The sequence below is a fragment of the Dactylosporangium sp. NPDC049525 genome (genome assembly GCF_040676755.1).
GTDB lineage: Bacteria > Actinomycetota > Actinomycetes > Mycobacteriales > Micromonosporaceae > Dactylosporangium.
On record NZ_JBFAPO010000002.1, the window covers coordinates 331,590 to 358,356 of the forward strand.

At 74.3% G+C, this 26,767-nt stretch carries 24 protein-coding genes; 12 read left to right on the top strand and 12 right to left on the bottom strand.

Annotated elements, in window-relative coordinates:
• Nucleotides 1-110 precede the first annotated feature (110 nt).
• From AB0K00_RS05850 to AB0K00_RS05870, 5 genes are all read right to left on the bottom strand, one after another.
• Nucleotides 111-695: a dihydrofolate reductase family protein gene (locus AB0K00_RS05850; protein ID WP_363515943.1), complete on the bottom strand. Its 585-nt coding sequence runs from the start codon at nucleotides 693-695 to the stop codon at nucleotides 111-113.
• Between the two features lie 107 nt (nucleotides 696-802).
• Complete coding sequence (locus tag AB0K00_RS05855) at nucleotides 803-1,807, bottom strand: LLM class flavin-dependent oxidoreductase (RefSeq protein WP_363515946.1); 1,005 nt, start codon at nucleotides 1,805-1,807, stop codon at nucleotides 803-805.
• An 8-nt stretch (nucleotides 1,808-1,815) separates the two neighbouring features.
• The gene (locus AB0K00_RS05860) at nucleotides 1,816-2,694 is read right to left on the bottom strand and encodes a hypothetical protein (RefSeq protein WP_363515949.1); all 879 of its coding nucleotides are present in this window, start codon (nucleotides 2,692-2,694) and stop codon (nucleotides 1,816-1,818) included.
• A 445-nt stretch (nucleotides 2,695-3,139) separates the two neighbouring features.
• On the bottom strand, nucleotides 3,140-4,210 hold the full coding sequence (locus AB0K00_RS05865) for an ATP-binding protein (protein WP_363515952.1): 1,071 nt from the start codon (nucleotides 4,208-4,210) through the stop codon (nucleotides 3,140-3,142).
• Nucleotides 4,207-4,869, bottom strand: a complete 663-nt coding sequence (locus tag AB0K00_RS05870; RefSeq protein ID WP_363515955.1) for a response regulator transcription factor — start codon at nucleotides 4,867-4,869, stop codon at nucleotides 4,207-4,209. The genes AB0K00_RS05865 and AB0K00_RS05870 overlap by 4 nt, the downstream gene beginning before the upstream one ends.
• Before the next feature lie 86 nt (nucleotides 4,870-4,955).
• Here AB0K00_RS05870 and AB0K00_RS05875 point away from each other — a divergent pair, with 86 nt between their 5' ends.
• The 4 genes from AB0K00_RS05875 to AB0K00_RS05890 are packed head-to-tail and all read left to right on the top strand — an operon-like array spanning nucleotide 4,956 to nucleotide 9,153.
• Complete coding sequence (locus AB0K00_RS05875) at nucleotides 4,956-5,885, top strand: ATP-binding cassette domain-containing protein (protein WP_363515958.1); 930 nt, start codon at nucleotides 4,956-4,958, stop codon at nucleotides 5,883-5,885.
• Nucleotides 5,882-7,447 carry an ABC transporter permease subunit gene (locus AB0K00_RS05880; protein ID WP_363515961.1) on the top strand — a complete coding sequence of 522 codons (1,566 nt, stop codon included), beginning with the start codon at nucleotides 5,882-5,884 and terminating at the stop codon, nucleotides 7,445-7,447. Before AB0K00_RS05875 ends, AB0K00_RS05880 begins: the two co-directional genes overlap by 4 nt.
• Nucleotides 7,444-8,232, top strand: a complete 789-nt coding sequence (locus AB0K00_RS05885) for an ABC transporter permease (RefSeq protein WP_363515963.1) — start codon at nucleotides 7,444-7,446, stop codon at nucleotides 8,230-8,232. Before AB0K00_RS05880 ends, AB0K00_RS05885 begins: the two co-directional genes overlap by 4 nt.
• 30 nt (nucleotides 8,233-8,262) lie before the next feature.
• Nucleotides 8,263-9,153: a diacylglycerol kinase family protein gene (locus AB0K00_RS05890; protein WP_363515966.1), complete on the top strand. Its 891-nt coding sequence runs from the start codon at nucleotides 8,263-8,265 to the stop codon at nucleotides 9,151-9,153.
• A gap of 103 nt (nucleotides 9,154-9,256) precedes the next feature.
• On the opposite strand, the gene AB0K00_RS05895 is transcribed toward AB0K00_RS05890, so the two are convergent.
• A complete protein-coding gene (locus AB0K00_RS05895; RefSeq protein WP_363515969.1) occupies nucleotides 9,257-10,045 on the bottom strand; it encodes an endo alpha-1,4 polygalactosaminidase in 789 nt (262 codons plus the stop codon).
• Between the two features lie 100 nt (nucleotides 10,046-10,145).
• Between AB0K00_RS05895 and AB0K00_RS05900 the strand changes: the two genes are divergently transcribed.
• The 3 genes from AB0K00_RS05900 (at nucleotide 10,146) to AB0K00_RS05910 (ending at nucleotide 12,453) form a co-directional block, all read left to right on the top strand.
• Complete coding sequence (locus AB0K00_RS05900) at nucleotides 10,146-10,910, top strand: serine hydrolase (protein WP_363515972.1); 765 nt, start codon at nucleotides 10,146-10,148, stop codon at nucleotides 10,908-10,910.
• 3 nt (nucleotides 10,911-10,913) lie between these two features.
• Nucleotides 10,914-11,306, top strand: coding sequence for a MerR family transcriptional regulator (locus AB0K00_RS05905; protein WP_363515975.1), 393 nt, complete (start codon nucleotides 10,914-10,916; stop codon nucleotides 11,304-11,306).
• A 154-nt stretch (nucleotides 11,307-11,460) separates the two neighbouring features.
• The gene (locus AB0K00_RS05910) at nucleotides 11,461-12,453 is read left to right on the top strand and encodes an aldo/keto reductase (protein ID WP_363515978.1); all 993 of its coding nucleotides are present in this window, start codon (nucleotides 11,461-11,463) and stop codon (nucleotides 12,451-12,453) included.
• Between the two features lie 9 nt (nucleotides 12,454-12,462).
• Here AB0K00_RS05910 and AB0K00_RS05915 read toward each other — a convergent pair whose 3' ends face one another.
• From AB0K00_RS05915 to AB0K00_RS05925, 3 genes are all read right to left on the bottom strand, one after another.
• Nucleotides 12,463-12,924: a hypothetical protein gene (locus AB0K00_RS05915; protein ID WP_363515981.1), complete on the bottom strand. Its 462-nt coding sequence runs from the start codon at nucleotides 12,922-12,924 to the stop codon at nucleotides 12,463-12,465.
• Between the two features lie 391 nt (nucleotides 12,925-13,315).
• Entirely contained in the window at nucleotides 13,316-14,023 is a 708-nt protein-coding gene (locus AB0K00_RS05920; protein ID WP_363515984.1) for a CHAT domain-containing protein, read from the bottom strand.
• 7 nt (nucleotides 14,024-14,030) lie between these two features.
• Nucleotides 14,031-15,356 (bottom strand): caspase family protein, encoded by a 1,326-nt coding sequence (locus AB0K00_RS05925; protein ID WP_363515987.1) that lies wholly within the window; start codon nucleotides 15,354-15,356, stop codon nucleotides 14,031-14,033.
• A gap of 150 nt (nucleotides 15,357-15,506) precedes the next feature.
• On the opposite strand from AB0K00_RS05925, the gene AB0K00_RS05930 reads away from it, so the two are divergent.
• The gene (locus AB0K00_RS05930; RefSeq protein ID WP_363515990.1) at nucleotides 15,507-16,085 is read left to right on the top strand and encodes an MBL fold metallo-hydrolase; all 579 of its coding nucleotides are present in this window, start codon (nucleotides 15,507-15,509) and stop codon (nucleotides 16,083-16,085) included.
• 3 nt (nucleotides 16,086-16,088) lie between these two features.
• Here the strand turns inward: AB0K00_RS05930 and AB0K00_RS05935 are convergent, their stop codons facing one another.
• Complete coding sequence (locus tag AB0K00_RS05935; RefSeq protein WP_363515993.1) at nucleotides 16,089-16,934, bottom strand: expansin EXLX1 family cellulose-binding protein; 846 nt, start codon at nucleotides 16,932-16,934, stop codon at nucleotides 16,089-16,091.
• Between the two features lie 111 nt (nucleotides 16,935-17,045).
• Between AB0K00_RS05935 and AB0K00_RS05940 the strand changes: the two genes are divergently transcribed.
• The 4 genes from AB0K00_RS05940 (at nucleotide 17,046) to AB0K00_RS05955 (ending at nucleotide 24,644) form a co-directional block, all read left to right on the top strand.
• Entirely contained in the window at nucleotides 17,046-18,425 is a 1,380-nt protein-coding gene (locus AB0K00_RS05940) for a phthalyl amidase (protein ID WP_363515996.1), read from the top strand.
• Between the two features lie 139 nt (nucleotides 18,426-18,564).
• A complete protein-coding gene (locus tag AB0K00_RS05945; RefSeq protein WP_363515999.1) occupies nucleotides 18,565-19,572 on the top strand; it encodes a serine hydrolase domain-containing protein in 1,008 nt (335 codons plus the stop codon).
• A 67-nt stretch (nucleotides 19,573-19,639) separates the two neighbouring features.
• Nucleotides 19,640-23,188 carry a BTAD domain-containing putative transcriptional regulator gene (locus AB0K00_RS05950; RefSeq protein WP_363516002.1) on the top strand — a complete coding sequence of 1,183 codons (3,549 nt, stop codon included), beginning with the start codon at nucleotides 19,640-19,642 and terminating at the stop codon, nucleotides 23,186-23,188.
• Between the two features lie 79 nt (nucleotides 23,189-23,267).
• Nucleotides 23,268-24,644 (top strand): FAD-binding oxidoreductase, encoded by a 1,377-nt coding sequence (locus tag AB0K00_RS05955; RefSeq protein ID WP_363516005.1) that lies wholly within the window; start codon nucleotides 23,268-23,270, stop codon nucleotides 24,642-24,644.
• Between the two features lie 87 nt (nucleotides 24,645-24,731).
• Here the strand turns inward: AB0K00_RS05955 and AB0K00_RS05960 are convergent, their stop codons facing one another.
• Together AB0K00_RS05960 and AB0K00_RS05965 are read right to left on the bottom strand one after the other, a co-directional pair.
• On the bottom strand, nucleotides 24,732-26,177 hold the full coding sequence (locus tag AB0K00_RS05960) for a hypothetical protein (RefSeq protein WP_363516008.1): 1,446 nt from the start codon (nucleotides 26,175-26,177) through the stop codon (nucleotides 24,732-24,734).
• The gene (locus tag AB0K00_RS05965; protein WP_363516010.1) at nucleotides 26,174-26,722 is read right to left on the bottom strand and encodes a SigE family RNA polymerase sigma factor; all 549 of its coding nucleotides are present in this window, start codon (nucleotides 26,720-26,722) and stop codon (nucleotides 26,174-26,176) included. The genes AB0K00_RS05960 and AB0K00_RS05965 overlap by 4 nt, the downstream gene beginning before the upstream one ends.
• Nucleotides 26,723-26,767 lie beyond the last annotated feature (45 nt).

The following is a 26,767-nucleotide window of genomic DNA, read 5'->3' on the forward strand; positions in this document are numbered from 1 at the left end:
CGTCCCGGTCGGCGCCGTGCGCACCGGCCGGGTCTGCCTCCCCTACTCGTGGCTGCGGCTCTCCGGGATGCCGGCGGTGTCGCGGGCCCCCCACACCGCCCGTAAACACGTCATCTGAGCAGGTCATAGGACAGCATGACGACGCCCGTGCTGGTCGGGGTGCAGTCGACGAGCTGCAGCCGCACCGGCGCGGCCATGCCGCGGAACAGCCGCTTGCCGGTGCCGAGCAGCAGCGGGTGCAGGAACAGCCGGTACCCGTCGACGAGGTCCTCGGCGATCAGCTCCTGCACGAGGACACCGCTGCCGAGCACCGCGACCGTGCCGTCGCCGTCGGCCTTCAGCTTGCGCACCGCCGGCCCGAGTGGACCGTCGAGGACCCGCGCGTTGTGCCAGGTCAGGTCGGTGAGCGTGCCGGTCGCCACGTACTTGGGGGTCGCGTTGAGGTGCGCGGCCATCGGGTTGTCGTCCGGCTGCGCCGGCCAGAACCCGATCATCTTCTCGTACGTGCGGCGCCCGAACAGGTACGCCGTCGTGGATGCCAGTCCCTCGACCGCGGCGGCCGCCTGCCGCTCGTCGAAGTACGGGCCGCCCCACCCGCCGTGCTCGAACCCGCCGTCGCGGTCCTCGTCCGGCGACCCCAGCCCCTGCATGACCCCGTCCAGGGTCACGAACTCGATGACGGTCAGCGTGCGCATCCTCGTCCACCTCCGGTGCTCGGGCCGGCCCGGTGCCGGCCCGTTCACCGTCTACACGAAGTACGTCCCCCCGGATCGACATCGCGCCGGCACGAAAAAGGCCGCCGTCACGAGAATTTGGGCTGCCAGCCGAGCGCCGGGCCGAGCCGGGTGGCGATGTCGGTGAGGATCTGCACGTAGTCGTCGTGCTCGAAGCTGAACGGCAGCGCGAACGCGACCTCGGCGACCTCCTGATACCCGGCGTGCGCGTGCAGCCGCTCCGCGATCTGCTCCGACGAGCCGACGAGATCCGCGGCGAACATCAGCCGGGCCGGGCCCTGCGGGGTCGCCGTGCGCGGGGTGCGCTGCTGCGCGTACGCCTCGTACCGGCGGCGCTGCGACGCCGACGCCGAGTCGGTCGGGATGACCACGAGACCCTGCGACACGCGGGCCCGGTCGCCGTCGGGGTGATGGGCGCGGAACGCGCGGATGTGCGAGCGCTGGATCTCGGCGAAGTCCTCGGACTCCTCGGCCTTGACGACGCTGCTGGTCAGGAAGTTCATCCCGTGCTCACCCGCCCAGCGGGCCGAGGCGAGGCTGCCCCCGCCGTACCACATCCGGCTGCCGAGACCGGGGGAGTGCGGCTGCACCCGGTCGGAGAACACCTCGAACCCCTCCACGCCGGCGTCGCTGACCGGGACACCCCGCACCAGGTCCAGCAGCCGCCGGACCCGCTCGTAGCTGAAGTCCTCGGCGTCGGCGGTGTCCGGGTACAGGGCCTCCTTCACCCGGTCGAAGTGCATCGGCGGGCCGACGCTGACGCCGGGGTTGAGCCGCCCGCCGGACAGCACGTCGACGGTCGCCAGGTCCTCGGCGAGGCGCAGCGGGTTCTCCCAGCCGAGCGGGATGACGGCGGTGCCGAGCTCGATGCGGCTGGTCCGCTGGCTCGCCGCCGCCAGGACCGCCACCGGCGAGGAGATCCCGAACTGCAGGTGTCGGTGCCGCACCCAGGCGCTGTCGAACCCGAGGCGCTCACCGAGCTGGATCACCTCCAGCGTCGACTCGTGCCCGCGGCGCGGGTCCGCCTCGTCGAACAACCCGATCGTCAGGAACCCCAGCTTCTGCAATGCCATGTTGTTGATTATTCAACAGTCACCGGGACCGGCGTTCCCTGCTTGACCTCCAGGACCGCCCGCTCCCCGAGCGGCGCGGCGAGCTGCACGGTAGCGGTGCGCTGCCCGCCGAGCGCATTGCACGCGTGCTCACCCGGGAACGGGTGCTCGACGACGATGACGACGACCGCGTTCGCCGACTCGACCGCCTCCGCCGTGTAGTCGACCCCGCACGGCCCGGTCGCGGGCCGGGGCGCACCGACGAACTGCGCGGTCAGCGTCGTCCCCGGCCCCGTCACCGTCGCGGTGTCGATGCTCAGCCCGCCGGGCGGGTGGTTCGCGTCCCACGGGGGTGGCTCGACCTGCACGCCACTCGACGCCGCGAACGCCACCCGCGTCACCACGACCGCCGAGCCGCGCACCGTGAACTCCCACGCCGGCGCCGTCGCCGGTCCCCGCGTCGTGCGGATGCGGGCGGTGCCGAGCCGCGCCCCCGTCACCTCGATCGGCGCGCACTGCGGGCAGTCGCCGGCCCCGTCCCCGACGAGTTCGGCAAGGGCCTCTGCCGCCGCGACGATCGCCACGGTACGGCTCCCGCCCCCGTCCCACGTCACCTCGCCCTCGGCCCGCGGCGCGGCCGGCAACGGCCCGGTGGCGGTCACCTTCCCGGCCGACAGCGCCGCCTTGAACATGACGTTGTCGTCCTCCCAGGTGCCGACCTGCCCGGTCCGCTCCCCGACGACGACGACGCCCTGGCTACCCCCGGCCGCCGCGACCGCCCGGTCGTACCGGTCCAACGCGTCCCGTGCCTGCTGCCGCAGCCGTTCCGGGCTGTCCCCGACGGGCGCCGGCGCCGGCGCGGGCCGGGCCCCACACCCCCCACCCAGCACCACGACCCCGACCAGCATGCCCAAAGCCCATCGAGCCCTCACGTCCACCTCCGGCGCCGCCGCATCGTCGCACCTTCGACGCCCCACCACCCGCCCCGGTTCCTCCCCCACCCCCCGGTTTGCGTGACCACGGAACATCAACGGCGCCCCCACCGAACAACCCGAAGGATCCGCGGTGCCCTGACCCCTCAGATCTTTCGGGTTGTTCGTTTTTTGAAACTGGCGACGGTGTGGCACCACCGAATGATGACCCCGACGGCGCTGGACCATGTGAGCGCGGACCTGGCTTGGCATCACCTCGACACGGCACCGACCGCGCCCACGCCACCCATTCGCGCGGCCGGAGGCTGCGCGGAACCACCGACCGACGAGGACCTGCACCAGGAATCACTCCAAGCGGCGTACCCCCACGCGAACCTCAACGGAAAGACGACCAGAGGATCTTGGGGGGTGAACAAAGCGCTCACCCAAGCCGGAAGTCGACGGTGACGTCGAGACCGCCATCCGGGCGGGGCAGCACCCGCAGCCCGGCCCCATGCGCCGTGGCAATCGCCTGAACGATCGCCAGCCCCAGGCCATGCCCATCGCTCCGCCCGATCCGCTGCCCCTCCAAGCGCTGGAACGGCTGCAGCAACCGCCCGACCTCCGACGCCGGCACAACCGGGCCGGTATTACGGACCACCAACCGGGCCGCGCCCTCCACCGAACCCGTGGCCACCTCGATCCAGCCGCCGTCGACGTTGTACCGCACCGCATTGTCGACCAGATTCGCCACCAGGCTCTCCACCAGCCGGGGATCACCGGCACCGACGGCCGGGCCCAGCGAAGACCCGACCCGCACGCCGCGGACCTTCGCCTCGACCGAGCGCCGGCGCAGCGCGGCGGCCGCGATCGCGGCCAGGTCGACCGGCTCGTCCTGCTCGACGCCCTGCTCGCCGCTGGCGAGGGTCAGCAGCGCGTCGACGAGCCGCTCCTGGGCGGCGCCGAGGGCGAGCACCTCGCGGCACGCCTCGCGGAGCGTGTCGACCGTGACGTCAGGATCGGCGAGGGCGACCTGCAGCAGGGCCCGCTCCGCAGCGAGGGGCGTCCGTAACTCGTGGGAGGCGTTGGCGACGAAGCGGCGCTGCGAGGCGAACGCGGCCTCGAGGCGTTCGAAGACGCTGTCGAGCGTCGAGGCGAGCTCGGTGAACTCGTCGCCGGAGCCGGTCCGGCCGAGCCGGCGGTGCAGGCTGGTCGCGGAGATGTCGCGGGCGTTGGCGATGATGGTGCGCAGCGGGCGCAGGACCCGGCCGGCGATGACCCAGCCGCCGAGCACCGCGAGGAGACTCGCGATCAGCAGCGTCACGACGATGACGCGCAGCATCCGGTCGTCGGGCGGGGGTTCGTGCGGGGTCGGCGCCGGCCCCTGGCCCACGGGAGCGGTGGACGACGAGCCGTAGGAGAACAGCCCGATCCCGGCGACGACCGCGAGCAGGAACGGGACCGCGTAGAGCGCGGTGAGCCGCCACTGCAGCCGGCGGTTGCGCCGGCTCACAGCGAGCCGATGCGGTAGCCGGCCTCGCGGACGGTGTGGATGAGGTCGGGGGTGCCGAGCTTGCCGCGCAGCCGGCGGATCGTCGTCTTCACCACGGTGGTGAACGGATCCGCCGCCTCGTCCCACACCCGCTCCAGCAGGTCCTCCGCGGACACCGGCCGGCCGTCGGCGGCGAGCAGGCACTCCAGGACGCCGAACTCCTTCGGGCTGAGCTCCAGGCGCTGCCCGGCCCGGGACGCGACCCGGCGGGCGGGGTCGAGGGTGAGGTCGCCGAGCTCGTACACCGTCGGCAGCGACGAGGCGGGCCGCCGGGCCAGGGCCCGGATCCGGGCGACCAGCTCCTCGAAGTCGAACGGTTTCGGCAGGTAGTCGTCGGCGCCGAGGCCGAGGCCGTCGACCCGCTGCTTGACGGTGCTGGCCGCGGTCAGCATCAGCACCCGGCTGCTGGAGCGGGCCGCGACGATCCGGCGGCACACCTCGTCGCCGTGCACGCCGGGCAGGTCACGGTCCAGGACGACCACGTCGTACCGGTTCACGGCGAGCCGCTCCAAGGCCTCGGCGCCGTCCAGGACGACGTCGACCGCCATGCCCTCCCGGCGCAGCCCCGTCCCGACGGTCCTGGCCAGGACCTCGAAGTCTTCGACCACCAGCACCCGCATGCCACCACGATGCCAGGTCCGAGGTGTCAGTGAGGTGTCCGCCGTTGTCACCGTGGTGTCACCGCGCCGCCCGTACAACAGGACCCATGATTGTCGTCAACGGACTTCGCAAACGGTTCGGGTCGCAAACGGCCCTCGACGGGATGACGTTCACCGTCGAACCCGGCCAGGTCACCGGCTTCGTCGGCCCCAACGGCGCCGGCAAGTCCACCACGATGCGGGTGATCCTGGGCCTCGACGCACCGGACGCCGGCACCGCACTGGTCGCCGGCCGGCCCTACCGCAGTCTCAGCCGCCCGCTGTGCCACCTCGGTTCGCTGCTCGACGCGGGGGCGCTGCAGCCGGGGCGGACCGCCCGCAACCACCTGCTGTGGCTCGCGCACTCCCAGGGCCTGCCCGGCCGCCGGGTCGACGAGGTCCTCGAAGGGGCCGGGCTGCAGGGCGTGGCCCGCCGGGCCGCGGGCGGGTTCTCCCTCGGCATGCGCCAGCGCCTCGGCATCGCCGCCGCGCTGCTCGGCGACCCGCCGGCGCTCATGCTGGACGAGCCGTTCAACGGCATGGACCCCGAGGGCATCATCTGGATGCGCCACCACCTGCGGGCGCTGGCCGCCGAGGGCCGGGCCGTGCTCGTGTCCAGCCACCTGATGAGCGAGCTGCAGGACACCGCCGATCATGTCGTGGTCGCGGGCCGCGGCCGGGTCATCGCCGACACGAACATCGCCGCGCTGCTGCGGACGGCCGCCGCCGGCAGGGTCACGTTGCGCACCGGCGCGCCGTTCGTTGACGCCGCGGCAGGTGTACTGGAGTCCGCCGGCGCCGTGGTGAGCCGCGCCGGCGAGGGCACGCTGACCGTCACCGGGATGGCCGCCGAGCAGGTCGTGGCGGCGCTCACTGCGGGCGGGGTGCCGTTCGCGGAGATCTCCTCGCACCGGGCCACTCTCGAGGAGGCGTACCTGGAGCTGACCCGCGACGCGGTCGAGTTCCGCGCCACGGCCGGGCCGGAGGAGGCGCGATGAACGGCTACGCGCGGCTCGTACACGCGGAATGGACGAAATTCAGGACCGTGCGCGGCTGGGTGATCGGGATGCTGGTCGCCACCGCCGCCATCGTGGGGTTCGGCCTGTTCCCCGGCATGGAAGGCACCTGCGGCAAGCGCGGCACCGGCTCCGAGTGCGTCGTGCCCGTCGGCCCCGAGGGGCAGGAGGTCACCGACGCGTTCACGTTCGTGCACCGCCCGCTCACCGGCGACGGCACCATCACCGCGCGGATCGCGTCGATGACCGGATTCCGGCCGAACTTCGCCGACGGCGCCCACGGGGACATCGAGGGGGTGGTCCCGTGGGCGAAGGCCGGGCTGATCGTCAAGGACGGCACCCGCAGCGGCTCCACCTACGCCGCGGTCATGCTCACCGGCGGGCACGGCGTGCGGCTGCAGCACAACTACGTGCACGACCGCGCCGGAAGTACCGCCGCCGCCACGGCACCACGGTGGCTGCGGCTGACCCGGGGCGGGGACCGCATCACCGCGCTGGAGTCCGCCGACGGCGTCAGCTGGACCGGGATCGGCACCGTGCGGCTCACCGACCTGCCGGCCACCGCGGAGGTCGGGCTGTTCGTCACCTCGCCACAGTTCACGGAGACGATCGGCGCCGCCTCGGCGTCCGGCGGCCCGTCGAAGGCCACGGCCGGGTTCGACCAGATCAGCACGACCGGCGGCTGGCCGGAAGGCACCTGGGCCGTTGCCACCGGCGGGCCCGTCGAAGGTCCGGGCAGTCCGGGCGGGCCGGGCAGCCCGGACATCGGTGGGCCCGCCGGCAACCGGGGACCGGCGGGCGACGGCCGGCCGAACGGCGCCGAGGAGACCGCCGGCGGGTTCACCGTCACCGGCTCCGGCGACATCGGCCCGGCCGTGGCGGGCGCGGCGGGCCTGGGCACCACCATCAGCCAGACGCTCATCGGCACGTTCGCCGGTCTCGTGTTCGTCGTCGTGATCGGCGCGATGACGATGACCGGGGAGTACCGGCGCGGGCTGATCCGCACCTCGCTCACCGCCGCACCGCGCCGGCTGACGGCGCTCGCGGCGAAGGCGACCGTGCTCGGCGGCGTCGCGTTCGTGGCCGGGCTCGCCGCGGCGGCCGTCGTCGTCGGGTTCGGGCCGGACATCATGCGCGGCAACGGCATCTACGTCCACCCCGCCTCCACCATGACCGAACTGCGGGTCGTCGTGGGCACCGGGGCGCTGCTCGCCCTCGCCGCGGTCCTCGCGCTCGCGTTCGGGGTCCTGCTGCGGCGCGGCACCACGGCGGTCACCCTGGCGATCGTGGCGACGGTCCTGCCGTACCTGCTGTCGATGACCGTCCTGCCGATCGCCGCCGGCGAGTGGCTGCTGCGGGTCACCCCGGCCGCCGCGTTCGCGATCCAGCAGAGCACGCCGCGGTACGCGCAGGTCGACGGCGTGTACACACCCGCCAACGGCTTCTTCCCCCTCGCGCCGTGGGCTGGGTTCGCCGTCCTGCTCGCCTGGGCCGGTGTCGGGCTGGCGTTCGCCGCGTACCGCTTCCGCAGGAGGGACGTGTGAGCGCCGTGCTGGCTCTCCGGGACCGGACCCGCACCCGCGAGTCCGGGGCGCGGTACCTGCGCGCGGAGTGGACGAAGCTGCGCACCGCCCCGGAGACCTGGTGGCTGGTCCTCGGGATCGTCGCGGCGACCGCCGCCGTCAGCGTCGTCGTCGCGGTCAACATGCGCTGCGCCACCGCGGTCTGCGGCGGCGACCCGACGAAGGCCGTCCTCACCGGCGTGCAACTCGGGCAGGCGGTCGTGGCGATCCTCGCCGTGCTCGCCGTCGGCGGGGAGTACGGAACCGGCATGATCCACGCCACCCTGGCGGCGATGCCGCGCCGCACCGGCGTCCTCGCGGCGAAGGCCGTGGTCGTCACCGCCGTGACCGCCCCCGCCGCGGTGGTCGCGGTCGCCGTGTCCGCGCTGGTGGGCCGGCACATCCTGCCCGCCGGCGTGTCGACGGCGACGCTGCTGCGGGCGACCGGCGGCTCGGTGCTCTACCTGCTGCTGATCGGGCTGCTCGCCCTCGGCGTCGCCGCCGTCGTGCGCAACGCGGCCGCGGCGATCGGGGTGGTGCTGGCGCTGCTGTTCCTGTTCCCGATCCTCGCCGCCGCCGCGCCCGACCCGCACTGGGAACGGCACCTGCTGCAGATCGGCCCGATGACCGCCGGGCTTGCCGTGCAGGCCACCACCGGCCTGGACAAGCTGCCGATCGGCCCGTGGGCCGGCCTGGGCGTCACCGCCGCCTGGGCGTTCGGCGCATTACTCGTCGGGGGTGTCGCGCTGGCCGCGCGGGACGCTTAGCGGACAGCGCCGATGGGTACCGAGGCGGATGTGAATGTCGCTGTCATCGCCCATGCCGGCAAGTCCCTCGGCGGGGGTCTCGACGAACTGCGGCGGGTCCTGGCCCGCGAAGGCGTCGAGACCCCCGACTGGCGCGAGGTGCCGAAGAGCCGCAAGGCACCCAAGCAGCTGCGCAAGGCCGTCGAGGCGGGCGCCGACCTGGTGTTCGTCTGGGGCGGCGACGGCATGGTGCAGCGCTGCGTCGACACCCTCGCCGGCTCCGACGTGACCCTGGCGGTGATCCCGGCCGGCACCGCGAACCTGTTCGCGTCGTCGCTGGACATTCCGCAGGACATCGCCGCCGCCGTGCGCATCGGCCTGACGGGCACCCGCCGCCGCTTCGACCTCGGCAAGGTCGCCGGGGAGCACTTCGCCGTCATGGCCGGCGCCGGCTTCGACGCCGAGATGATCGACGACGCCGACCGGGGCATGAAGAGCCGCGCCGGCAAGCTCGCCTACTTCGGCACCGCCGTCCGCCACGTCGGCGACGACCCGGTCGAGGCGACCGTCACCCTCGACGGCAAGGAGTGGTTCTCCGGCCCCGCCACCTGTGTCCTGCTCGGCAACATCGGCACCATCGCCGGTGGCATCGAGGCCTTCGACGACGCCAGCGCGTTCGACGGCCGCCTCGAGGTCGGCGTGTCGACCGCCCAGGGCGCACTGCAGTGGGCCCGCACCCTGGGCCGCATGGCGTTCGGCCGCACCGACGACTCCCCGTTCGTCCAGGTGGGCAGCGCACGGAAGGTCAAGGTGCGCTTCGCCTCGCCGGTGCTGCTCGAGCTCGACGGGGGCGCCCGTACCCCGGTCCGCAAGCTCAAGGCCAGGGCGGTGCGGGCCGCGGTGAGCATCGCCGTGCCCGGTCCCGCGCCGGCGGCGGCCTGACCCGTGCCGGCGCCCTCACCCGTGCCGGCGCCCTCACCTGCGCTGGCGCCCTCACCTGCGCTGGCGCCCTGACCTGCGCCGGCGGCCTGACCCGCGCCGGCGGTCAGCACGCGGCGCGGAAGGCGTCCAGGCGGAGGTTCTTGCGGATCGAGCTGAACCGCAGCGCCGCCGCCGTCGGGCACAGCGACGCCTTGTACTCGACGTGGAAGACCGGCTTGCCGGCGGTGACGAACGGGCTGAGCATCGCGCACTCCTTCCACTGCACGCACGACTCGTTGACGGCGAAGTCGAAGGACGGTTGCAGCTTGGTGATCTGCTCGAGGTCGTTCTTCAGCCCGACGGCCAGGCCGAGGGAGTGCGCCAGGTCCGCGACCCGGCGGTTGAACAGCAGCTGGTCGGCGGCGGTCAACGGGAACCCGGACGCGTTGGCGTAACCGTCCATGTTGTCCGGGTCGACGGCGTCGAAGCCCTTGGCCTTGCAGGTCGCGAAGCGGTCGGTGAGGATCGGCCGCAGCGTGTCCCACTGCCGGATGTCGAGCCACTGCTCGCCGGCCCAGCCGTCCAGCGCGTTGCCGCGCACGGCGGCCGGGAAGCGGGCGGCGTCGGCGCGCCAGTTCTCCCACGAGCCGGCGTCGACGTAGCACAGCACCTTCCGGCCGGCCGCGTGCAGCTTGGTGACCTGGGCCTTCGTTGCGTCGGCGCCGTCGATGTCGTACACGTCGGCGGTGACGGACATGTCCAGCGCGCCGGTGAACTGCATCTGCCACGTCGCGCCGGCGGCCGGCTTCCACCAGGTGGCCGGTGCGGTGGCAGCGGCGGCCGGTACGGTGGAGATCACGACGGCGGCGAGGGCCGCCAGGGCCACGAGCACGGTGCGGGGGGTGTGTCGCATGCCTCGCCATCGACCGGGCGTGGACTGGCCTGATCTGACGGTCCGGTGGAATGCGCCGCCCGGTCAGGGGACAGACACCGCCGTCACGTGGTCCGTGTGCGTGCGCGACGCCGACGGCCGTGTCGTCCACGCACACCGGCCCGATCTGGTCCTGTCCACCGCGAGCGTCGGCAAGCTGCTGCTCCTGCTCGAGGTCGCACGGAGCCTCCCGCCGGACCTGCCGTGTGACCGGCGGGACGTGGCGGCGGTCGCGGACTCCGGGTTGTGGCAGCACCTCGGTACCGATGTGCTCCCCGTCCGCGACCTGGCCGTGCTGGTGGCGTCGGTGAGCGACAACCTCGCCACCAACGTCCTGCTCCGCCGGGCCGGCCTGGACCGGGTCGCGGCGCTGGCCGCTTCGCTGGGCCTCACCGTGACGGCGCTGCACGACGTGGTCCGCGACGTCCGCACGGCCGCGCACCCGCCGCGGCTGTCGTCCGGCAGCGCCGGCGAACTGTCGCTGCTGCTGCACCGGCTGCCGGGGATCGAGGGCGGGGCGCAGGTGCTGGACTGGATGCGGACGTCGGTGGACCTGTCGATGGTGGCGTCGGCGTTCGACCTGGACCCGTTGTCGCACGACGGTGTCCTGCTGCGCAACAAGACCGGCACCGACGACGGGGTGCGCGCGGACGTCGGCGTCGTCACCGGCACCGCGGGCGCCGTCAGCTACGCGGCCCTGGCCAACTGGTCTCCCGCCGCGTCTCCGGCGTCTCCCACATCTCCCACATCTCCCACGTCTCCCGTGTCTCCAGTGGCGACGGTCGGTGAGGTGCTGGCAACCATGCGTGCGCTGGGCAATGCGATCCGCGCGCACGTGGGAAAATGAGGCATGCCGTATTCGCCACGGGAGACCGTCCAGAAGACCGGGTTCAGCCTCGACACGCTGCGCTACTACGAGCGCATCGGCCTCCTCGACGGCATCGACCGCACCGCCGGAGGGCAGCGCCTGTTCACCGACGACGACCTCGACTGGCTCGGCGTCCTGCGCTGCCTGCGTGACACCGGCATGCCGATCGCCAGGATGCGCCGATATGCGGAGCTCGCCCGCGACGGTGAGGGCACGTTCGCCGAGCGCGCCGAGCTCCTCGAGGAGCACGACCGGGACATCGAGCGCAAGATCGCCGAGCTGCGCGACGAGCAGGTGAGGATCAAGGAGAAGATCGGCTGGTATCGGCAGGAGCTCGCCCGCGCCGAGCCTGCCGACACGCAGGCACCGGTGTGACGGCGGCCGTCCCGGCGTGACGGCGGCCGTCCCGGCGTGACGGCGGCCGTCCCGGCGTGACGGCGGCCAGCTGGGCGTGACGGCGCCCGTCTCGGCGCGACGGTGGCTGTCTCGGCTTGACCTGGTGCGCGCTCCAGGTCATAGCGTCGCCGGCATGCGAACAGTTCCACTTGGCCGCACCGGCGAGCAGGTCAGCGCCCTCGCCCTCGGCTGCATGCTGATGGGCACCAGCACCGACGAGCCCACATCCACCCTGATCCTGGACAGGTATCTCGACGCCGGCGGCACGTTCCTGGACACTGCCGACTGCTACGCGTGGTGGCCCGACGCGCCGGCCGGGGCGGCGCCGTTCACCGGCGGGGAGAGCGAGACGCTGCTCGGGCGCTGGTTCGCCAGGACCGGGCGGCGCGACGACGTGTTCCTCGCGACCAAGGGCAGCGCCTGGGTCGCCGACCCGGCCGCGGCCCGCGACGGGCGGCGCAGCGCCGCGTCGCAGTATGCCGGGGCGGGCGGCGACACGCTCCGCCGCGCCCTCGACGCCAGCCTGCGCAGGCTCGGCGTCGACCACGTCGACCTGTATTACGTCCACGTCGACGACCTGACGACACCCCTCGAAGAGACGCTGGAGGCGCTGGCCGCGCTGGTCGCCGCCGGTAAGACCCGCCACCTCGGCTGGTCCAACGTGTCGACGGCCCGGCTGGAGCGCATCGCCGCCCTCTGCGCCGAGCACGGCTGGCCCGCGCCCGTCGCCGTGCAGCAGGAGCACTCGTACCTGCGCCCGGCGGAGCCAACGGTGTCCATCGTGGACAGTGCGCAGCTGACGCACCTGCGGGCACACCCGGAGATGACGCTCGTCGCGTATTCGCCGATCCTCAAGGGTGTGTACGACGACCCGGCGAAGCGGCAGACCCACCACGTGATGCGACCTTACCGCGGCGCCGACACCGAGGCCCGCTTCGCGACCGTGTCGCGGGTGGCCGCGCAGCTCGGCGTCACCGGCAACCAGCTCGTCCTCGCGTGGCTGCTGCACCAGCAGGATCCGGCCAGGGTCACGCTGATCGGCCCGCGGACCCTGTCGCACTACGACGCCGCGGTCGCCGCCCTCGACATCACCCTGGACCCCGCGACCCTCGCCGCCCTGGCCTGACGCCGCACGTCACAGGGCGATCGGCCGGTACGCGAGTGCCGCGTCCACGATCTCCTCCGGGCCGGCGCCGGCCAGCTCGGCGGGCGGATAGAAGATGAGGCCGGAGGCGCCGGGCATGACCACGTTCGCGTCGAACAGGGCCACGTAGAAGTCGGTGTGCCGGTCGCCGGCGAGGATGCGGCACACGATCTCGACGAGCTCGTCGCGGGTGACGGTGCTGGCGGCCGGGGTCCGCCGGATCGGGGGAGCGGCGGCCTCCGCGGCCAGCTCGTCGGGCTCGCGGCTGCAGAGGTCGCGCAGGTCCTCGACGGTGTAGTCGTGCCCGGTGGCGTCGTTGAGGGCGGCGATCGCCTCGGCGGCCCGCGGGTCGGACCGGTCGAGCAGGTCCCGGATCGCCTCGATGCGCGCCTGGACCGCCGCGACGTGCCGGGCGGCGACGGCGGGCGGCAGCAGCTCCGGTCTCAGCTCCACGGCCCCGATCCTGCCACGCCCCGGCCGTCGGTGCGGGTGCGTTCAGCGGCGGGCGGGACGGTGTCGTCGGGGGTGTGGGACGTCGAGCCTGGGTCGCCGCCTGTGCCGTCGCCACGCCCTCGCGGCCGCCTGCACCACCGTCGCCGACGGCAGGCGGGTCGCGGTCGTTCGCGCACGACAACGGGCGCGTCGGGGTCTGGGACCTCGACGAGGGCGCCCCGCCGGACCCCGTGCCGCACGAGTTTCGCGCCCGGGCTTCGGTCGCCTGCGTGCGCCCGCCCGGCGGCACCGGGCCGGCGGTGGCGTGCTCACCGGGGCACCACGGCGAGGCCAGGACCGTCGCGCGGTCCGGGGCGGCCGTGACACCGGACGGGGCAGGGTCCGCGGTCCGCTACCGGGCGTCCGGGTCCGCTGGGCGGTCGACGACCGGAAGGTCCGGGGTGCCCTGCCGGTCGACCAGGCGCGGCACGTCAGCGTCGAGGTGGCCGTGCAGCCGTAGCCGGTTGCAGCCGAGGTCGAACGCGTCCCGGACCGAGCGGGCGTAGGCGATGCCGCGGTAGAAGCCGGCGGCGAAACGGATGGCGGTGTCGTCCAGGACGCGGCCGCGCATGCCGATGACGAACGGTACGTGCTCGGCGATCGCCCAGGCCTGGTCTTCGGTGAAGCAGGCGTTGAGCACCACGCACTGCAGGCGGCCGCGCTCCAGGCGGAACAGTTCGCTCAGCGCCTCCGGGGGCACCGACTGGGGCTGCCGGAGGTCGTCGGTGACCACGATGCCCGCGCCGGCCACCCCGTGGCCGCTGAAGTGGGCGATCACCGGGCGGTGGTGCGGCAGCACGTCGGACAGGTCGTCCAGGCGCAGGGCGTCGGCGGTGCGGACGTCGATGCGTTCGCCGGCGCCGGCGAGCCGGACCGCGTGGCTGATCTCCCGGCGTTCCTCGTCGACGCGCAGCGGCGCCTGCTGGTCGGTGCCGGCGCTCATCACCAGGACGACCGCGGGTTCGACCGGCCGGCGCGGCCGGGGTGACCCGTGCGTGACGATCTTGTCGCCGTGGATGTTGTCGCCGCCGAACTTGTTGCCGTAGATCGTGTCGCCCATGACCACCTCACTGCTCGCTCGTACTGTTCGCTGGGGAACGCGGCCCGGGATCGAGCCGGAAACGGATACGGTGTGCGTCGCGGCGCAACCCGTCGTCGCCGTGCATCGACAGGTCCCGGAAGACCTCGGCGGGTGCCTCCGGCGCCGAGGAGACCAGCACGACGAACGCCGCGGGTCGTGGCGCGTCGCCCGCCCCGGCCGGCCACCGCAGCGGGATGCCGTCCAGCCGGCCGTGCAACTCGTCGCGGCCGATCACGTGCTCCTCGCCCGGCCGGACCGGGACGCCGGACGGGTCGAGCGAGGTGACGACGGAGCCGCGTGCCAGGGGGTCGAACGCGAGCAGCGACACGTGCACGGTCGCCCGGCCGTCGTTGCGGACGCGTACGTACACGTCCTCGCCGGCGTGGACGAGCGCGTCCTGCGCCGGCAGCGGGTGCGCCCGGCCGCCCACCACCCGGCCCCACCCGATGGTCACCGCGGCGCCGAGCGCCGCCCGATCCGGCCCGGCCTCCAGCCCCAGCCCGGGCCGGACCGGATCCAGCTGGAACGGCGGCCGCAGCGCGGGCCCCTCCGCCTCCGGACGCTGGAACGGCACCACCGCCCGCACCCGCTCGCGCACCCGCGGCAGCAGGTCGGCCCAGCTGACCGGCCGGTCGCCGGTCTCGGCCAGGGTCAGGGTGAGCGCCTCGGTGAACAGCCCGGCCGGCCGCCCGGCGTCGTTGGTGTACTCGTACGCCGACTGCTCGCGGCCGCAGGCCACCACCCGCACCGCGTCCTGGTTGCCCAGGGCGTGCAGGGCGGCGGTGTCCAGGCCCTGGCGGCGCAGGCGGCTGAGGTGTTCGGCGACGTCGAGGTACGCCGGCTGCCGCAGCGCCTTCACCCGCAGCCCGTCGTCGCGGAACACGTGCGCGGCGTGGCAGGCGTCGATGATGACGGTGACGTTGCGGGTCGTGTTCGTCAGCCGGAGGAGCAGGACCGACAGCTCGGGGGCGGTGATGCCGCGGAAGTCCGTGGCCGCCGGCCCGGGGTGGTCGACCGGGACGATGAACTGCAGCCGCGGCGGCGCGGCCCGGCCGGGCGTCCTCAGCTGCGGTGGCGGTGTGGCCAGGCCGCCGTGCCCGCTGTAGTAGACGACGACGGCGTCGTCCGGGCGGGCGTCGCGGATCAGCCGCCCGTACGCGTCGAGGATCCCCGCCCGGGTGGCTTCCGACCCCTCGCACCGCACGGTGGCGAAGCCGCGCCCGGCGAGCAGCTCCGCCATCGCGTCGACGTCGTTGCCCACGCCGGTGAGGTCGTGGGCCGGTGCACCGATGAGCACGGCCGTACGCCGCATGCCCCGTCCCTCCGGTCCAGCGTTCTGTGCTGACAAACAGTGCTGACAAACAGTGCTGACGGACACGCCCGCCGGATCGTGGCGTGAATCTTGCGATGAGACTCCGTTTTTCGTCTCGCCCGGCGGCGCCCGACCGGCGATGCTGGTGCCATGAGTGATCACCCGAGGGCGGCGACCGCCACGTATGAGCTGCTGCACACCGGTTACGCGGGCGCCGGCGTCGCCTCGACCGTCGGCTTCGTCCGCGACGGCGACGTCCTGCTCGTCACCGACCCCGGCATGGTCCGCGACCGGTCGCTGATCCTCGACCCCCTGGCCGCGCTCGGCGTCGATCCGGCAACGGTCACCGACGTTATCTTCAGCCACCATCACCCGGACCACACGCTCAACGCCGCGCTGTTCCCCAACGCGCGCTTCCACGACCACTGGGCGGTGTACCACGGCGACCAGTGGGACGACCGGGACGCCGAGGGGTTCGAGCTGACCCCGTCGATCCGGCTGATCCGCACCCCGGGGCACACCGCCGAGGACATCACCACCCTCGTCGGCACCGCCGGCGGCGTGGTCGCCTTCACGCACCTGTGGAACACGGCCACGTCGGTCGGCGACGACTACGCCACCGACCTCGCGGCCCTGCACGTGGGCCGCGCCAGGGTGCTCGCCGTCGCCGACGTCGTGGTGCCGGGCCACGGCCCCGCGTTCACCCCGACCCCGGACACGCCGCGCTGAGCGTCAGCAGACGGGCGCGCCGGCGCTGGCGGCGGCCCCGACCGGGCTCGCCACGGCGGACGGGGACGGCGGCGCGGACGGCGAAGGGGACGGCGACGGCGACGGCGACGCCGCGGTGGGGCTGTACATGAGCGTGCCGGTCTGCTGGAACGCCGACGAGCCCAGCGCCACCCCCGGGACCGTGACCTGGTGCCCCGCCGTGTCCGTGACCCGCAGCGTGATCGGGCCGGTGAGGCCGGACGGGCCGGTCCAGGTGTTGTCGGCGTTGTGCTTCAGGGCGGTCCAGCCGGCGCCGGCCTGCAGCTCCACGGTGGACAGCCGGTTGCCGTGGTTGTCCAGGACGACCGACAGCGACGAGTAGCCGCTGCCGCCCTTCGCCCGGACCTTCAGGGGGCCGGGCAGCGCAGGGTCGCGCAGCGTGCCGTAGGTGATCTGGATGATGCCGGCGCTCACCGAGCCGATGCGGGCGAAGGCGGCCCTGCTCAGGTCGATCTTCCCGGCGGGGCAGGACGGGCACTGGTCGACGACCTGGACCGGGGTCGTCTGGCCGTTGGGGCCGGTCACGGCGAGATAGGACCCGCACGCCGCGCCGCCGGCCCACTCGGCCGGGCCGATGGCGGCGTAGCCGTCGCTGGACGGGGCGCCGAGGTTGCACATGCCGTTGCGGTTGGTGCTGTAGTAGGAGGCGCTGCCGCCGCGCACGTTCTCCACCACGGGGTCCCGCGCCACGGGCGGCGCGGCGGCGCAGGCGGCGTTGCCGCCGTCCTGCACGACGAGCACGATCGAGACGACGACGGCGAGGACGCCGCCCGCGGCGGGGATCATCCAACGCAGGTGACGGCGGTCCATGGGTCCGGGAGTCTAGAAGCCCTTTCGGGTTTCAGGGAAATCGAGACAAGTCGCACGGTGAGTGCATACTTCTCGTTGACATGAAGGCATCGACGGGCGTTCCATGTGTGGATGCGCAGCGTTGCGTCGTTGGTACTTGTCGTGGGGATCCTCGCCGTCCCCTCGCCCGCGTCGGCGGATCCGCCGGTGTGCGGGCCGCCGGTCGTCAGCACCACCCAGCCGGGCTACACCGTCGCCGACCCTGACTGTGACGTCAACGGCACACCGTTCACGCCGGTCGGCGGGTCCTCGGTGTGGACCGGGATCGTCGACGGGGCCGCCTACCGCCTCGAACGGCCCGCCGCGTGGAACGGCGAGCTGGTGCTCTACGCGCACGGCTTCCGCGGCAGCGGCACGAGCGTGTTCGTCGACAGCCCGTCGCTGCGCGCCCACTACCTGTCGCGCGGGTTCGCCTGGGCGGCGTCGAGCTACCAGACCAACGGCTACGACGTCGGGCAGGGCGTGCGGGACTCGTACACCTTGATCCAGCGCTTCAAGGAGCGCACCGGGCAATCCGCCCGGGCCGTCTACATGACCGGGGCCTCGATGGGCGGGCACGTCGCGGCCGTTGCCATCGAGGAGCACCCGTCGGCGTTCGTCGGGGCGATGCCCGTCTGCGGCGTCCTCGGCGACGGGGAGCTGTTCGACTACTTCCTGGACGCGAACGTCACCGCCGCGGCGCTCACCGGCACCGCCATCACGTTCCCGAAGGCACCCGTCGATCCCTCGTTCCTGGAGGTGTACCGCCAGCAGGTCGCGCAGGAGGTGCCGCTGCTGGGCACGGGCGCCGGGCTGACCGCGCTGGGCCGGCAGTGGGGTGACTACGTCGAGCAGCGCAGCGGCGGCACCCGGCCCGGCTTCGACGCCGCGATCGCCTACTGGAGCGCGCTGCCGGCGATCCCGCCGCTGACGTCGGTGCCGTTCCTGTTCGGCGTCTACCCGGGCCTGTCCGGGGGCACCGCGAACATCGCCAAGGGCAACATCACGTCCAACCGCCTCACCCTGTATCAGAGCGACGACAACCCGTGGCTGTCGCGCGACGAGCTGCGGCTCAACCGCGACGTCCTGCGCGTGGACCGGACCGACCGGCCGTCCCGGGACCTGTCCGGGGTGCCGCGCGTCGACGGGCGCCCGCGCGTCCCGGTGCTGTCGATGCACACGATCGGCGACCTGTTCGTGCCGCTGTCGATGGAGCAGGAGTACGCCCGGCGCGCCGCGCTGCAGGGCCGCGGGAAGCTGTTCGTGTCGCGCGCGGTGCGGGCCCTCGGGCACTGCGAGTTCACCGGGCCGGAACTGGCGCGCGGCTTCGACGACCTGGTCTCGTGGGTGCGGACCGGGCACCGGCCGGCCGGCGACGCGATCCTGGACCGCCGCGCGGTCGCCGCCGCGGACTTCGGCTGCCGGTTCACCATGACCGACCGGCCGTCGTTCGGGGCCGCCTGCCCGGCGTGAATATTCGGCGGCGTCGCTGCCCGGGTCGCGTTACGGTGACCCGGGCAGCTTCCGGTGCGCCGGTGACGGCTCCTTCTTTCAGTAAAAAAGATGGCCTCCGGGCCGACCGCCGTCACCACTCCGATCTCGGGAGCCGCCCGTGGACGCCATCGCCGACGAGGTCGACGAGGTCGCACGGCGCACCGGGTTCTCCGGCGTCGTCAGCGTCGAGCGGGGCGGCACCGTCGAGGTCGTCGCCGCGCACGGGCTCGCCGACCGGGCCGCCGGGCTGCCCAACACGCCCGGCACGAGGTTCGGGATCGCGTCCGGCACCAAAGGCATGACCGCCGTGGTCGTGCTGGGCCTCGTCGAGGACGGGCTGCTCGCCCTCGACACCCCGGCGCGGCAGGTGCTCGGCGCGGACCTGCCGCTCATCGGCGCCGACGTCACCGTCGAGCAGCTCCTCGCGCACACGTCCGGGATCGGCGACTACTACGACGAGGACGCCGGCGGCGACATCACCGACTACGTGCTGCCCGTGCCGGTCCACGAACTGCTGGACACCGAGGACTACCTGAAGGTCCTCGGCGGCCACCCGGCGAAGTTCGCGCCCGGCACCCGGTTCTGCTACTGCAACAGCGGCTACGTCGTGCTCGCCCTCATCGCCGAGCGGGCCGGCGGCGCGCCGTTCCACGACCTGGTCGGGCGGCGGGTGTGCGGGCCGGCGGGCATGACCGCGACCGGGTTCCACCGCTCCGACGAGCCACCGGCCGGCCTGGCCACCGGCTACCTGCCGGTGCCCGGCGCCGACCGCACCAACGTGCTGCACCTGCCGGTGCGCGGCAGCGGCGACGGCGGGATGAGCTCGACCGTCGCGGACGTGAGCGCGTTCTGGCGGGCGCTGTTCGCCGGGCGGCTCCTGCCCGCGGCGCGGGTCGCGGAGATGGTCCGGCCGCGCAGCGACGTGCCCGGCGAGCAGCGCCGCTACGGCCTCGGCTTCTGGCTGCCGGAGACCGGCCCGGCGGTGATCCTCGAAGGCTACGACGCGGGCGTGTCGTTCCGCAGCGTGCACAACCCTGCCACGGCGTTGACGTGGACCGTCGTGTCGAACACGTCCGACGGCGCGTGGCCCGTCGCCCGCCGCCTGGGCGAGCTGCTGACCGTCTGACGGACCGGCGAGTCCAAGATCCGACGACCGGTCCGCGAGGCGCCGACCGGCGGATATCGTGACCCGCGTGACACGGCTCGACTTCCGGATCCTCGGCCCGCTGGAAGTCCAGCCGCCGCACGGCGCGCCGCTGGAACTCGGCGCCCGCAAGCAACGCGCGGTGCTGGCGGTGCTGCTGCTGGATCCCGGCCGGGTGGTGTCGCTGGACCGGATCATCAACGGCCTCTGGGCCGGCGAGGCGCCGTCGAGCGCGACCAGCACGCTGCAGGTGTACGTCTCGCAGCTGCGCCGGATCCTGGAGCCGGACCGTCCACCCCGGACCCCGGCGACGGTGCTGGTGACCAGAGATCCCGGGTACCTGCTGGCGGTCGGCGCCGGGCAGGTCGACGCGCTGCGCCTCACCCACGGCGCCGAGGCCGCCCGGGCCAGGCTCGCGGCGGGCGACTTCGACGAGGCGGAGGTGCTGCTCACCGCCGCGCTGCGGGAATGGCGGGGCGCGCCGCTGGCGGACTTCGCCGACGAGGAGTTCGCCGCCGCGACCGCCGCGCAGCTCGGCGAGGTGCGCGACAGCGCCGTCGAGGATCTCGTCGAGGTCCACCTCGCCACCGGGCGGCACGCCGCGGCGGCCGCGGCGGCGCAGGGCATGCTTGACCGGCATCCGTTCCGGGAACGGTCCTGGGGTCAGCTGATGCTCGCGTTGTACCGCGACGGCCGCCAGGCCGACGCCCTCGCCGCCTTCCGGCGGGCCCGGACGGTCCTCGACGAGGAGCTGGGGCTGCCACCCGGCCCGCAGCTGCGGGCCCTGGAGGCGGCGATCCTGCGGCACGACCCGGCCCTTGCCCACGATCAGCTCGCGCGGCGCGGCGCCGTCGAGCCCGGCCGGATCCACCCGCCGCACGTCGACCGTGGACCGATCGCGCAGGTCCCGCCGGGCCCGGCCACGACCGATCGCCCGGCCGCACCACGGCCGACCGGTCACCCCGACCGTGGCTCGGACCGTGGCTCGGACCGTGGCCCGGACCGTGGCTTCGTTCGCGGCGTGGAGGGTGGGTTCGACGCCGGCTACGGCGCCGAGGTCGCGCTGGTCGGCCGCGACCGGGAGGAGCGCCACATCGACGAACGGCTCGCCCTGGCCCGCGCCGGCCGGGGCGGGGTGGTGCTCGTCGTCGGGGAGGCAGGCCTCGGCAAGACCCTGCTCGCCGAGCGCGCCGCGACGCTCGCCGGCGGTCATGGGCTGCGGGTCGCCTGGAGCCGGTGCGTCGAGGCCAACGCGACCCCCGCGTTCTGGCCGTGGGCGCAGATCCTGCGGGCGCTGCCGGACACCGCATCCCGCCGGCACCTGCTGGACGTGCTCGCCGGGCGCGGCGAGAGCGGCTGGCGGGCCGAGGAGCCCGGCACCGCGCTGTTCCACCTGCACGAGGCGGTCGCGGACACGCTGCGCGAGTGCGCGGCCGAGCAGCCGCTGCTGCTGGTCGTCGACGACCTGCACGTCGCCGACGCGTCGTCGCTGCAGCTGCTGGCGCACCTCGCCCCGGCGCTGCACCGGCTGCCGATCCTGCTGCTCGGCACGCTGCGCCCCGAGCTCGCCGACGGTGACCCGGCGCTGCGGGAGGCCCTGGCCCTGCTCGCCAACGAGCGCGGCGCCGACCGGATCCGGCTCGGGTCGTTCACCGCCGGTGACGTCGCCGCGTACCTCGACGGCGACGCCCCCGACGACGTGGTCCTGGCGCTGCTGGAACGCACCGGCGGCAACCCGTTCTACCTCAAGGAACTGCTGCGGCTGCTCACCAGCGAACACCCGGGCGGCTGGGGCACCGCGCAGGCGGTCGCCGACCTCGACGTGCCCGAGAGCGTCCGCGACGTCGTCGGCCGGCGGGTGTCCCGGCTGCCGGAGACCACCCAGGCGATGCTGCGCACCGCTGCGGTCATCGGCCGTGACGTGGAGCTGCTGCTGCTGGAGGCCAGCACCGACGGCGAGCACGAGCAGGTGATGAGCACCCTGGAGCCCGCGGTCGTGGCGGGGCTGCTCACGGAGGTACCGGACGGCTGGGACTACCGCTTCTCCCACGCGATCGTGCGCGACACCCTGTATGGCACGCTCACCCGGCTGCAACGCTCCCGGCTGCACCTGCGGGTCGGCGAGGCCCTCGAAGCGTTCGACCGGCCCGACGACCCGGCGCTGCTGGGCCGACTCGTGCACCACTTCACCATGGCGGCACGGCTCGGCGGCGCCGGACGGGCCGTGCGCTACGCGCGCCGCGCCGCCGACCTGGCGATGGCGCAGCTGGCGTACGACGAGGCCGCCGGGTACCTCGAATCGGCGCTCGGCGCGCTGGACCCGACCCGGCCCGGGGCCACCGCCGACCGGTGCCGGCTGCTCGTCCAGCTCGGCGTCGCCCGGCGCGCCGGTGGGGACCTCGCCGGCACCCGCGCGGTCCTCGACGAGGCGCTCACCCTGGCCCGGCAGCTCGGCGACGACGGGCTCACGATGGACGCGGCGACCCTGTTCGGCGGGGTGACGCTGTGGACGTGGCGGCCGTACCTGGTCGTGGACGAGCGGATGATCGGCATCCTGCGCGACCAGCTGGCCCGGCTCGACGGCACCGACCCGCACCGGCGGGCGGTCCTGCTCGGCACGCTCGCCGTCGAGCTGTACCACAGCCCGGACCGGCCGGCCGGTGAGGCGCACGCCGAGGAGGCCGTCGCGCTCGCCCGGCGCACCGGTGACCCGGACGTGCTCGCCCGCACCCTCAACAACTACTGGAACGTCGCGTGGGTGCCGCACCGCGAGCAGCGGCGCCGGGCCGCGGTCGACGAACTGCTCGCGATCGACGGGCTGCCGCGCACCGTCGAGCTGACCGGACGGCTGCACCGCATGCTCAGCGCGATGGCCGCCGGGGACGTCGCGGGGTTCGACGCCGACCTGGCCCGCGCCGTGCGGCTCGGCGAGGAACTGCGTACCGGTGTCCTCGCCGCGCAGGTGACCTACGCCCGGGCCGGCCGGGCCATGCTCGACGGTCGGTGGGCCGACGCTGAGCGCCTCGTCGACGAGGCGTTCGCGTTGCAGGCGCACACCAGTCTCTGGGGCACCCAGTGGATCCGGCTGGCGCTGCTGTACACCAGCCGCCACTTCCAGCACAGACCCGCCGACCTGCTCGACGAACTGGTCCGCCGCGCCGACGAGCCGCACCTGGAGCTGCTGCGCCCGACCGCGGTCCTGGCCGCCTGCGAGTCCGGCGACGAGGACCTCGCCCGGCGGCTCATCGACCGCTGGGGCACCGGCCGGGACATGCTGTGGTGCTGGAGTTTCGTCGCGTTCCAGTGGGCCCTCGTCGCCGCGCGGCTCGGCACGCCCGACCCGGCGCAGCTGTACGAGGAGATTCTCCCGTTCGCCGACCACTGGTCGACGGTCGGCACCGGGTGCGCGTCGTGGGGCTCGATGCGCTACGCCCTCGCCGCCCTCGCGCAGCGCCTCGGCCGCCTCGACGACGCCGGAACGCATGCAACGCTGGCGCTCGAGGCGCACCGCCGGCTCGGCGCGGCCCACCTCGAGGCCGCCAGCGTGGCGCAGGTCACGGCGCTGGCGGCACTGAAGCGGCGGCCAAGCGGGTCTTAACCGGCCGCCAAGTGCCACCGCGCACGGTGGGTCCACGGCGCCCCGACCTCAGCGGGCGCCCCACCCGAGGGGACCACCCATGACCGTATCCACCACCCCGTCCGCCGCCGCCGAACTGGTCACTGCCGTGCACGGACCGGTGCTGCTGCCCACCGACGACGGCTTCGCCGAGGAGATCGCCGTCTGGAACGTGGCGAACCCGCACAGACCCCTGGTCGCCGTCGGCGCCACCAGCACCGCCGACGTCGCCGCCGCGATCCGCTGGGCCGGCCGGCACGGCCTTCCGGTCGCCGTCCAGTCCACCGGCCACGGCGCGGTCCGCCCCGCCGTCGACTGCGTCCTGATCACCACCCACCGCATGCAGGACCTCACCGTCGACCCCGCCGCCCGCACCGCCCGCGCCGCCGCCGGCGTGCGCTGGTCGAAGGTCATCGAGGCGGCCGCACCGCACGGGCTGGCGCCGCTGAACGGCTCCTCGTCGCAGGTCGGCGTCGTCGGGTACACCCTCGGCGGCGGCCTCGGCCCGCTCGGGCGCACCTTCGGATTCGCCGCCGACCACGTCCGCTCGGTGGAGATCGTCACCGCGGACGGCGTGGCCCGCACCGTCGACGCCGGCCACGAGAGCGACCTGTTCTGGGCGGTCCGCGGCGGCAAGGGCAACTTCGGTGTCGTCACCGCGATCGAGTTCGACCTGTTCGAGGTGCCGGTCCTCACCGGCGGCGGGATCTACTTCCCGGCCACCCACGCCGCGGAGGTCCTGCACGCCTACCGGCAGTGGGCGCCGGGCCTGCCGGAGCTGATGAACACGTCCCTGGCCATGCTGCGCCTGCCCCCGCTGCCGCAGCTGCCGGAGCCGCTGCGTGGCGCGTTCGTCGTGCACCTGCGGGTCGCGTACCTCGGCGCCGCCACCGATGCCGAGCGCCTCCTCGCGCCGATGCTGTCCGCCGCGCCCGCCCTGCTCGGCGGCGTCGGCGAGATGCCGTACCAGGCGGTCGACGCGATCCACCAGGACCCGGTCGACCCGACCCCGACCCGCGAGCGCGGGGTGCTGCTCGGCGAGCTGACCGCGTCGACCGTCGAGGGGCTCCTCGCCGCCGCCGGCCCGCAGGTCGACGTGCCATTGATCATGGTCGAGCTGCGGCACCTGGGCGGGGCGCTGGGTCGCCCGCCGGCGGTGCCGAACGCGGTCACCGGCCGCGACGCCGAGTACTCGCTGTTCGTCATCGGGCTCGGCGTGCCCGACCTGGTCCCCGTCGTCGACGCCGTGACCGGCGCGGTGCTCGCCGCGGCCGGCGACGCCGCGGTCCCCGGCGTCCTGATGAACTTCTCCGGCGGCGCCGGGCCGGAGGCCCTGCAGGCCAACTGGCCCCCGGCCGACCGTGACCGGCTCCTGCGGGTCAAGCGCTCCTACGACCCGACGAACGTCTTCTCCACCAACCAGGCGATCCTCGCCTGACGGCTCCGGCCGGCGCCGCGTGGCGCCGGCCTTCCACCCACGGTCACGCCCGGGCGGCGCCGCGTGGGCCCGGCCTCCCGCCGACGGTCACGCCCGGCGGCGTCTGCGGACCAGCACTACATTGAGCCACCCCGCCGCGGTCACGGCACACCCGAGGACCAACAGGGTCGCGGCGAACCACCGGGCCAGGGGGAACACCCCCGGCGCCGGTGACGGGCCGCCGAACGCGCCCGCCGCGACCAGGTCCGCCGCCACGTCCAGGTCCCAGACGATGCCGGTCGGCTTGTCCAGCAACGGTTTCGTGCCGCCGCGCGGGTCGAGGGCGAGCAGGTCCACATCGGACACCTCGCGGTAGGCGTCCGGTGGGCTGTACGCCGGGTCCTCGTAGGGCGACGTCTCGTCGACGTAGCGGACCACGACCGCGGTGCCGTCGCGCTGCCAACCGGCCAGCTTGGCGCTCGCCCCGCCGAATGTCGCGAAGGTGGCGCCGGGCGCACCGGTGGCGCTGGACAGCACCGTCAGCCGCCAGGACCGGGCGTTGCGCGCCGTGTTGGTGCAGTCGGCGGTGCACCCGGCGACGACGGTGAACACGCCGAGACCGGCGCCGTCGGCCGTGTACGCCCCGGCGCCGCCGAGCCGCGCGCCCGCCGGCAGCGTGGTGAGGACCCGCCGGGCGCCGGTGGCCACGTCGACGAGCGTCACGTCCCGGCCCAGCTGCACCGCGACGGTCCGGCCGTCCGGGGCGAACGCCGCCGGGCCCGGCACCGCGCGCCCGATGTCCAGCAGCCGGGTCGTGGCGCCGCTGTCGAGGTCGAGCAGCCACAGTGCGCCGGAGTCGAAGGTCGTGGTGTCGTGCCCGTCGAAGGCTTCGCTGTTGCCCGCCGCCGCCGGCTGGTACCCGACGTACCGGTTGATCAGCAGCCGCCGGCCGTCGGGGCTCCACGCGACCGGGTCGACGACGTCCGCGCCCGGATACCGGCGTTCCTTGCCGGTGCTGAGGTCGACGACGGAGACGGTGCCGTCGGCGGAGCTGATCAGGTGCTCGTAGGTGCCGTGCCCGGCGACGTACCGGCCGTCCGGTGACAGCAGCACGTCCTGCCCCGCCTGCAGGTAGGTGTACCCGTACCGCAGCATCCGGTAGGAGCCGTCCCGCCCGACCACGCCGATGAGGCTGCCGAACGTGCCCGGCGTGTCCAGGGTCTGGAAGGTGCCGCCGCCGCTGACCAGCACCGCGGCCGGCCCGCGCGGATCGCCGGCGACGCTGGCCTGCCACGGCCACGGCTGGTGCAGCCGCCCCGGGACGGTGGCGCCGGGCGCGGCGGGCACCGCCTGCCGGTCCCATCGGCCGCCGGCGAACGCGGTCAGCGCGACGAGCAGCACGACCGCCGCCGCGGCCGCGACCCGCAGCGCCCGCCGGGTCCGGTGCCGCCGCCGCCCGCGCCGCCACAGGTCGTCCGGGACGCGGGCGGCCGGCATGTCCTCCGCGGCCGCCGTGAGCCGGCCGGCGAGACCGGGTGCGTGTGCGCGGGTCATCGGCGTGCCTCCGCTCGGCTGGGTTCCGGGTCGGCCGTCTCGCTCAGCAGCCCCGGCGCGACCGCCCGCAGCCGGGCGAGCGCGTCGCGGGTCTGGCTCTTCACCGTGCCGACGCGGCAGCCGAGCACGTCGGCGGTCTGCGCCTCGGTGAGGTCCTCGAAGTACCGCAGCACGATCACCGCCCGCTGCCGCGGGGCGAGGGTGGCGAGGGCCACCCGCACCGCGACGCTGTCGGTGACCGCGCCCGCCTCGTCGGGGCCGGCCCGGTCCGGTGGCCGTTCCGGCTGCGCGTCCAGGTGCACGGTGCGGCCCCGGTGCCGCCGCCACGCGGACACGTGCTGGTGATACAGGGTCCGGCGGACGTACGCGTCCGGGTCGCCGCCGGCGGCGATGCGCGCCCACCGCCCGACGACCCGCAGCAGCGTCTCCTGGACCAGGTCCTCGGCCAGATGCCGGTCCCCGGTCAGCAGGAACGCGATCCGCGACAGTGCGGCGATCCGCTCCCGCACGTACGCCAGGAACGACTCCTCTGCGTCCACGTCCACCTCCACACCTCTGACACGCGAACGCCGCCGCGTTTGGAGGGGCGC

What these genes read in the sequence shown, in the direction of transcription:
- AB0K00_RS05895 (WP_363515969.1), bottom strand. Translation starts at nt 10,045, where the DNA reads ATGCGACACACCCCCCGCACCGTGCTCGTGGCCCTGGCGGCCCTCGCC.
- AB0K00_RS05960 (WP_363516008.1), bottom strand. Translation starts at nt 26,177, where the DNA reads ATGACCCGCGCACACGCACCCGGTCTCGCCGGCCGGCTCACGGCGGCC.
- AB0K00_RS05935 (WP_363515993.1), bottom strand. Translation starts at nt 16,934, where the DNA reads ATGGACCGCCGTCACCTGCGTTGGATGATCCCCGCCGCGGGCGGCGTC.
- AB0K00_RS05850 (WP_363515943.1), bottom strand. Translation starts at nt 695, where the DNA reads ATGCGCACGCTGACCGTCATCGAGTTCGTGACCCTGGACGGGGTCATG.
- AB0K00_RS05925 (WP_363515987.1), bottom strand. Translation starts at nt 15,356, where the DNA reads ATGCGGCGTACGGCCGTGCTCATCGGTGCACCGGCCCACGACCTCACC.
- AB0K00_RS05875 (WP_363515958.1), top strand. Translation starts at nt 4,956, where the DNA reads ATGATTGTCGTCAACGGACTTCGCAAACGGTTCGGGTCGCAAACGGCC.
- AB0K00_RS05855 (WP_363515946.1), bottom strand. Translation starts at nt 1,807, where the DNA reads ATGGCATTGCAGAAGCTGGGGTTCCTGACGATCGGGTTGTTCGACGAG.
- AB0K00_RS05930 (WP_363515990.1), top strand. Translation starts at nt 15,507, where the DNA reads ATGAGTGATCACCCGAGGGCGGCGACCGCCACGTATGAGCTGCTGCAC.
- AB0K00_RS05860 (WP_363515949.1), bottom strand. Translation starts at nt 2,694, where the DNA reads ATGCTGGTCGGGGTCGTGGTGCTGGGTGGGGGGTGTGGGGCCCGGCCC.
- AB0K00_RS05870 (WP_363515955.1), bottom strand. Translation starts at nt 4,869, where the DNA reads ATGCGGGTGCTGGTGGTCGAAGACTTCGAGGTCCTGGCCAGGACCGTC.
- AB0K00_RS05940 (WP_363515996.1), top strand. Translation starts at nt 17,046, where the DNA reads ATGCGCAGCGTTGCGTCGTTGGTACTTGTCGTGGGGATCCTCGCCGTC.
- AB0K00_RS05920 (WP_363515984.1), bottom strand. Translation starts at nt 14,023, where the DNA reads ATGGGCGACACGATCTACGGCAACAAGTTCGGCGGCGACAACATCCAC.
- AB0K00_RS05905 (WP_363515975.1), top strand. Translation starts at nt 10,914, where the DNA reads ATGCCGTATTCGCCACGGGAGACCGTCCAGAAGACCGGGTTCAGCCTC.
- AB0K00_RS05880 (WP_363515961.1), top strand. Translation starts at nt 5,882, where the DNA reads ATGAACGGCTACGCGCGGCTCGTACACGCGGAATGGACGAAATTCAGG.
- AB0K00_RS05955 (WP_363516005.1), top strand. Translation starts at nt 23,268, where the DNA reads ATGACCGTATCCACCACCCCGTCCGCCGCCGCCGAACTGGTCACTGCC.
- AB0K00_RS05910 (WP_363515978.1), top strand. Translation starts at nt 11,461, where the DNA reads ATGCGAACAGTTCCACTTGGCCGCACCGGCGAGCAGGTCAGCGCCCTC.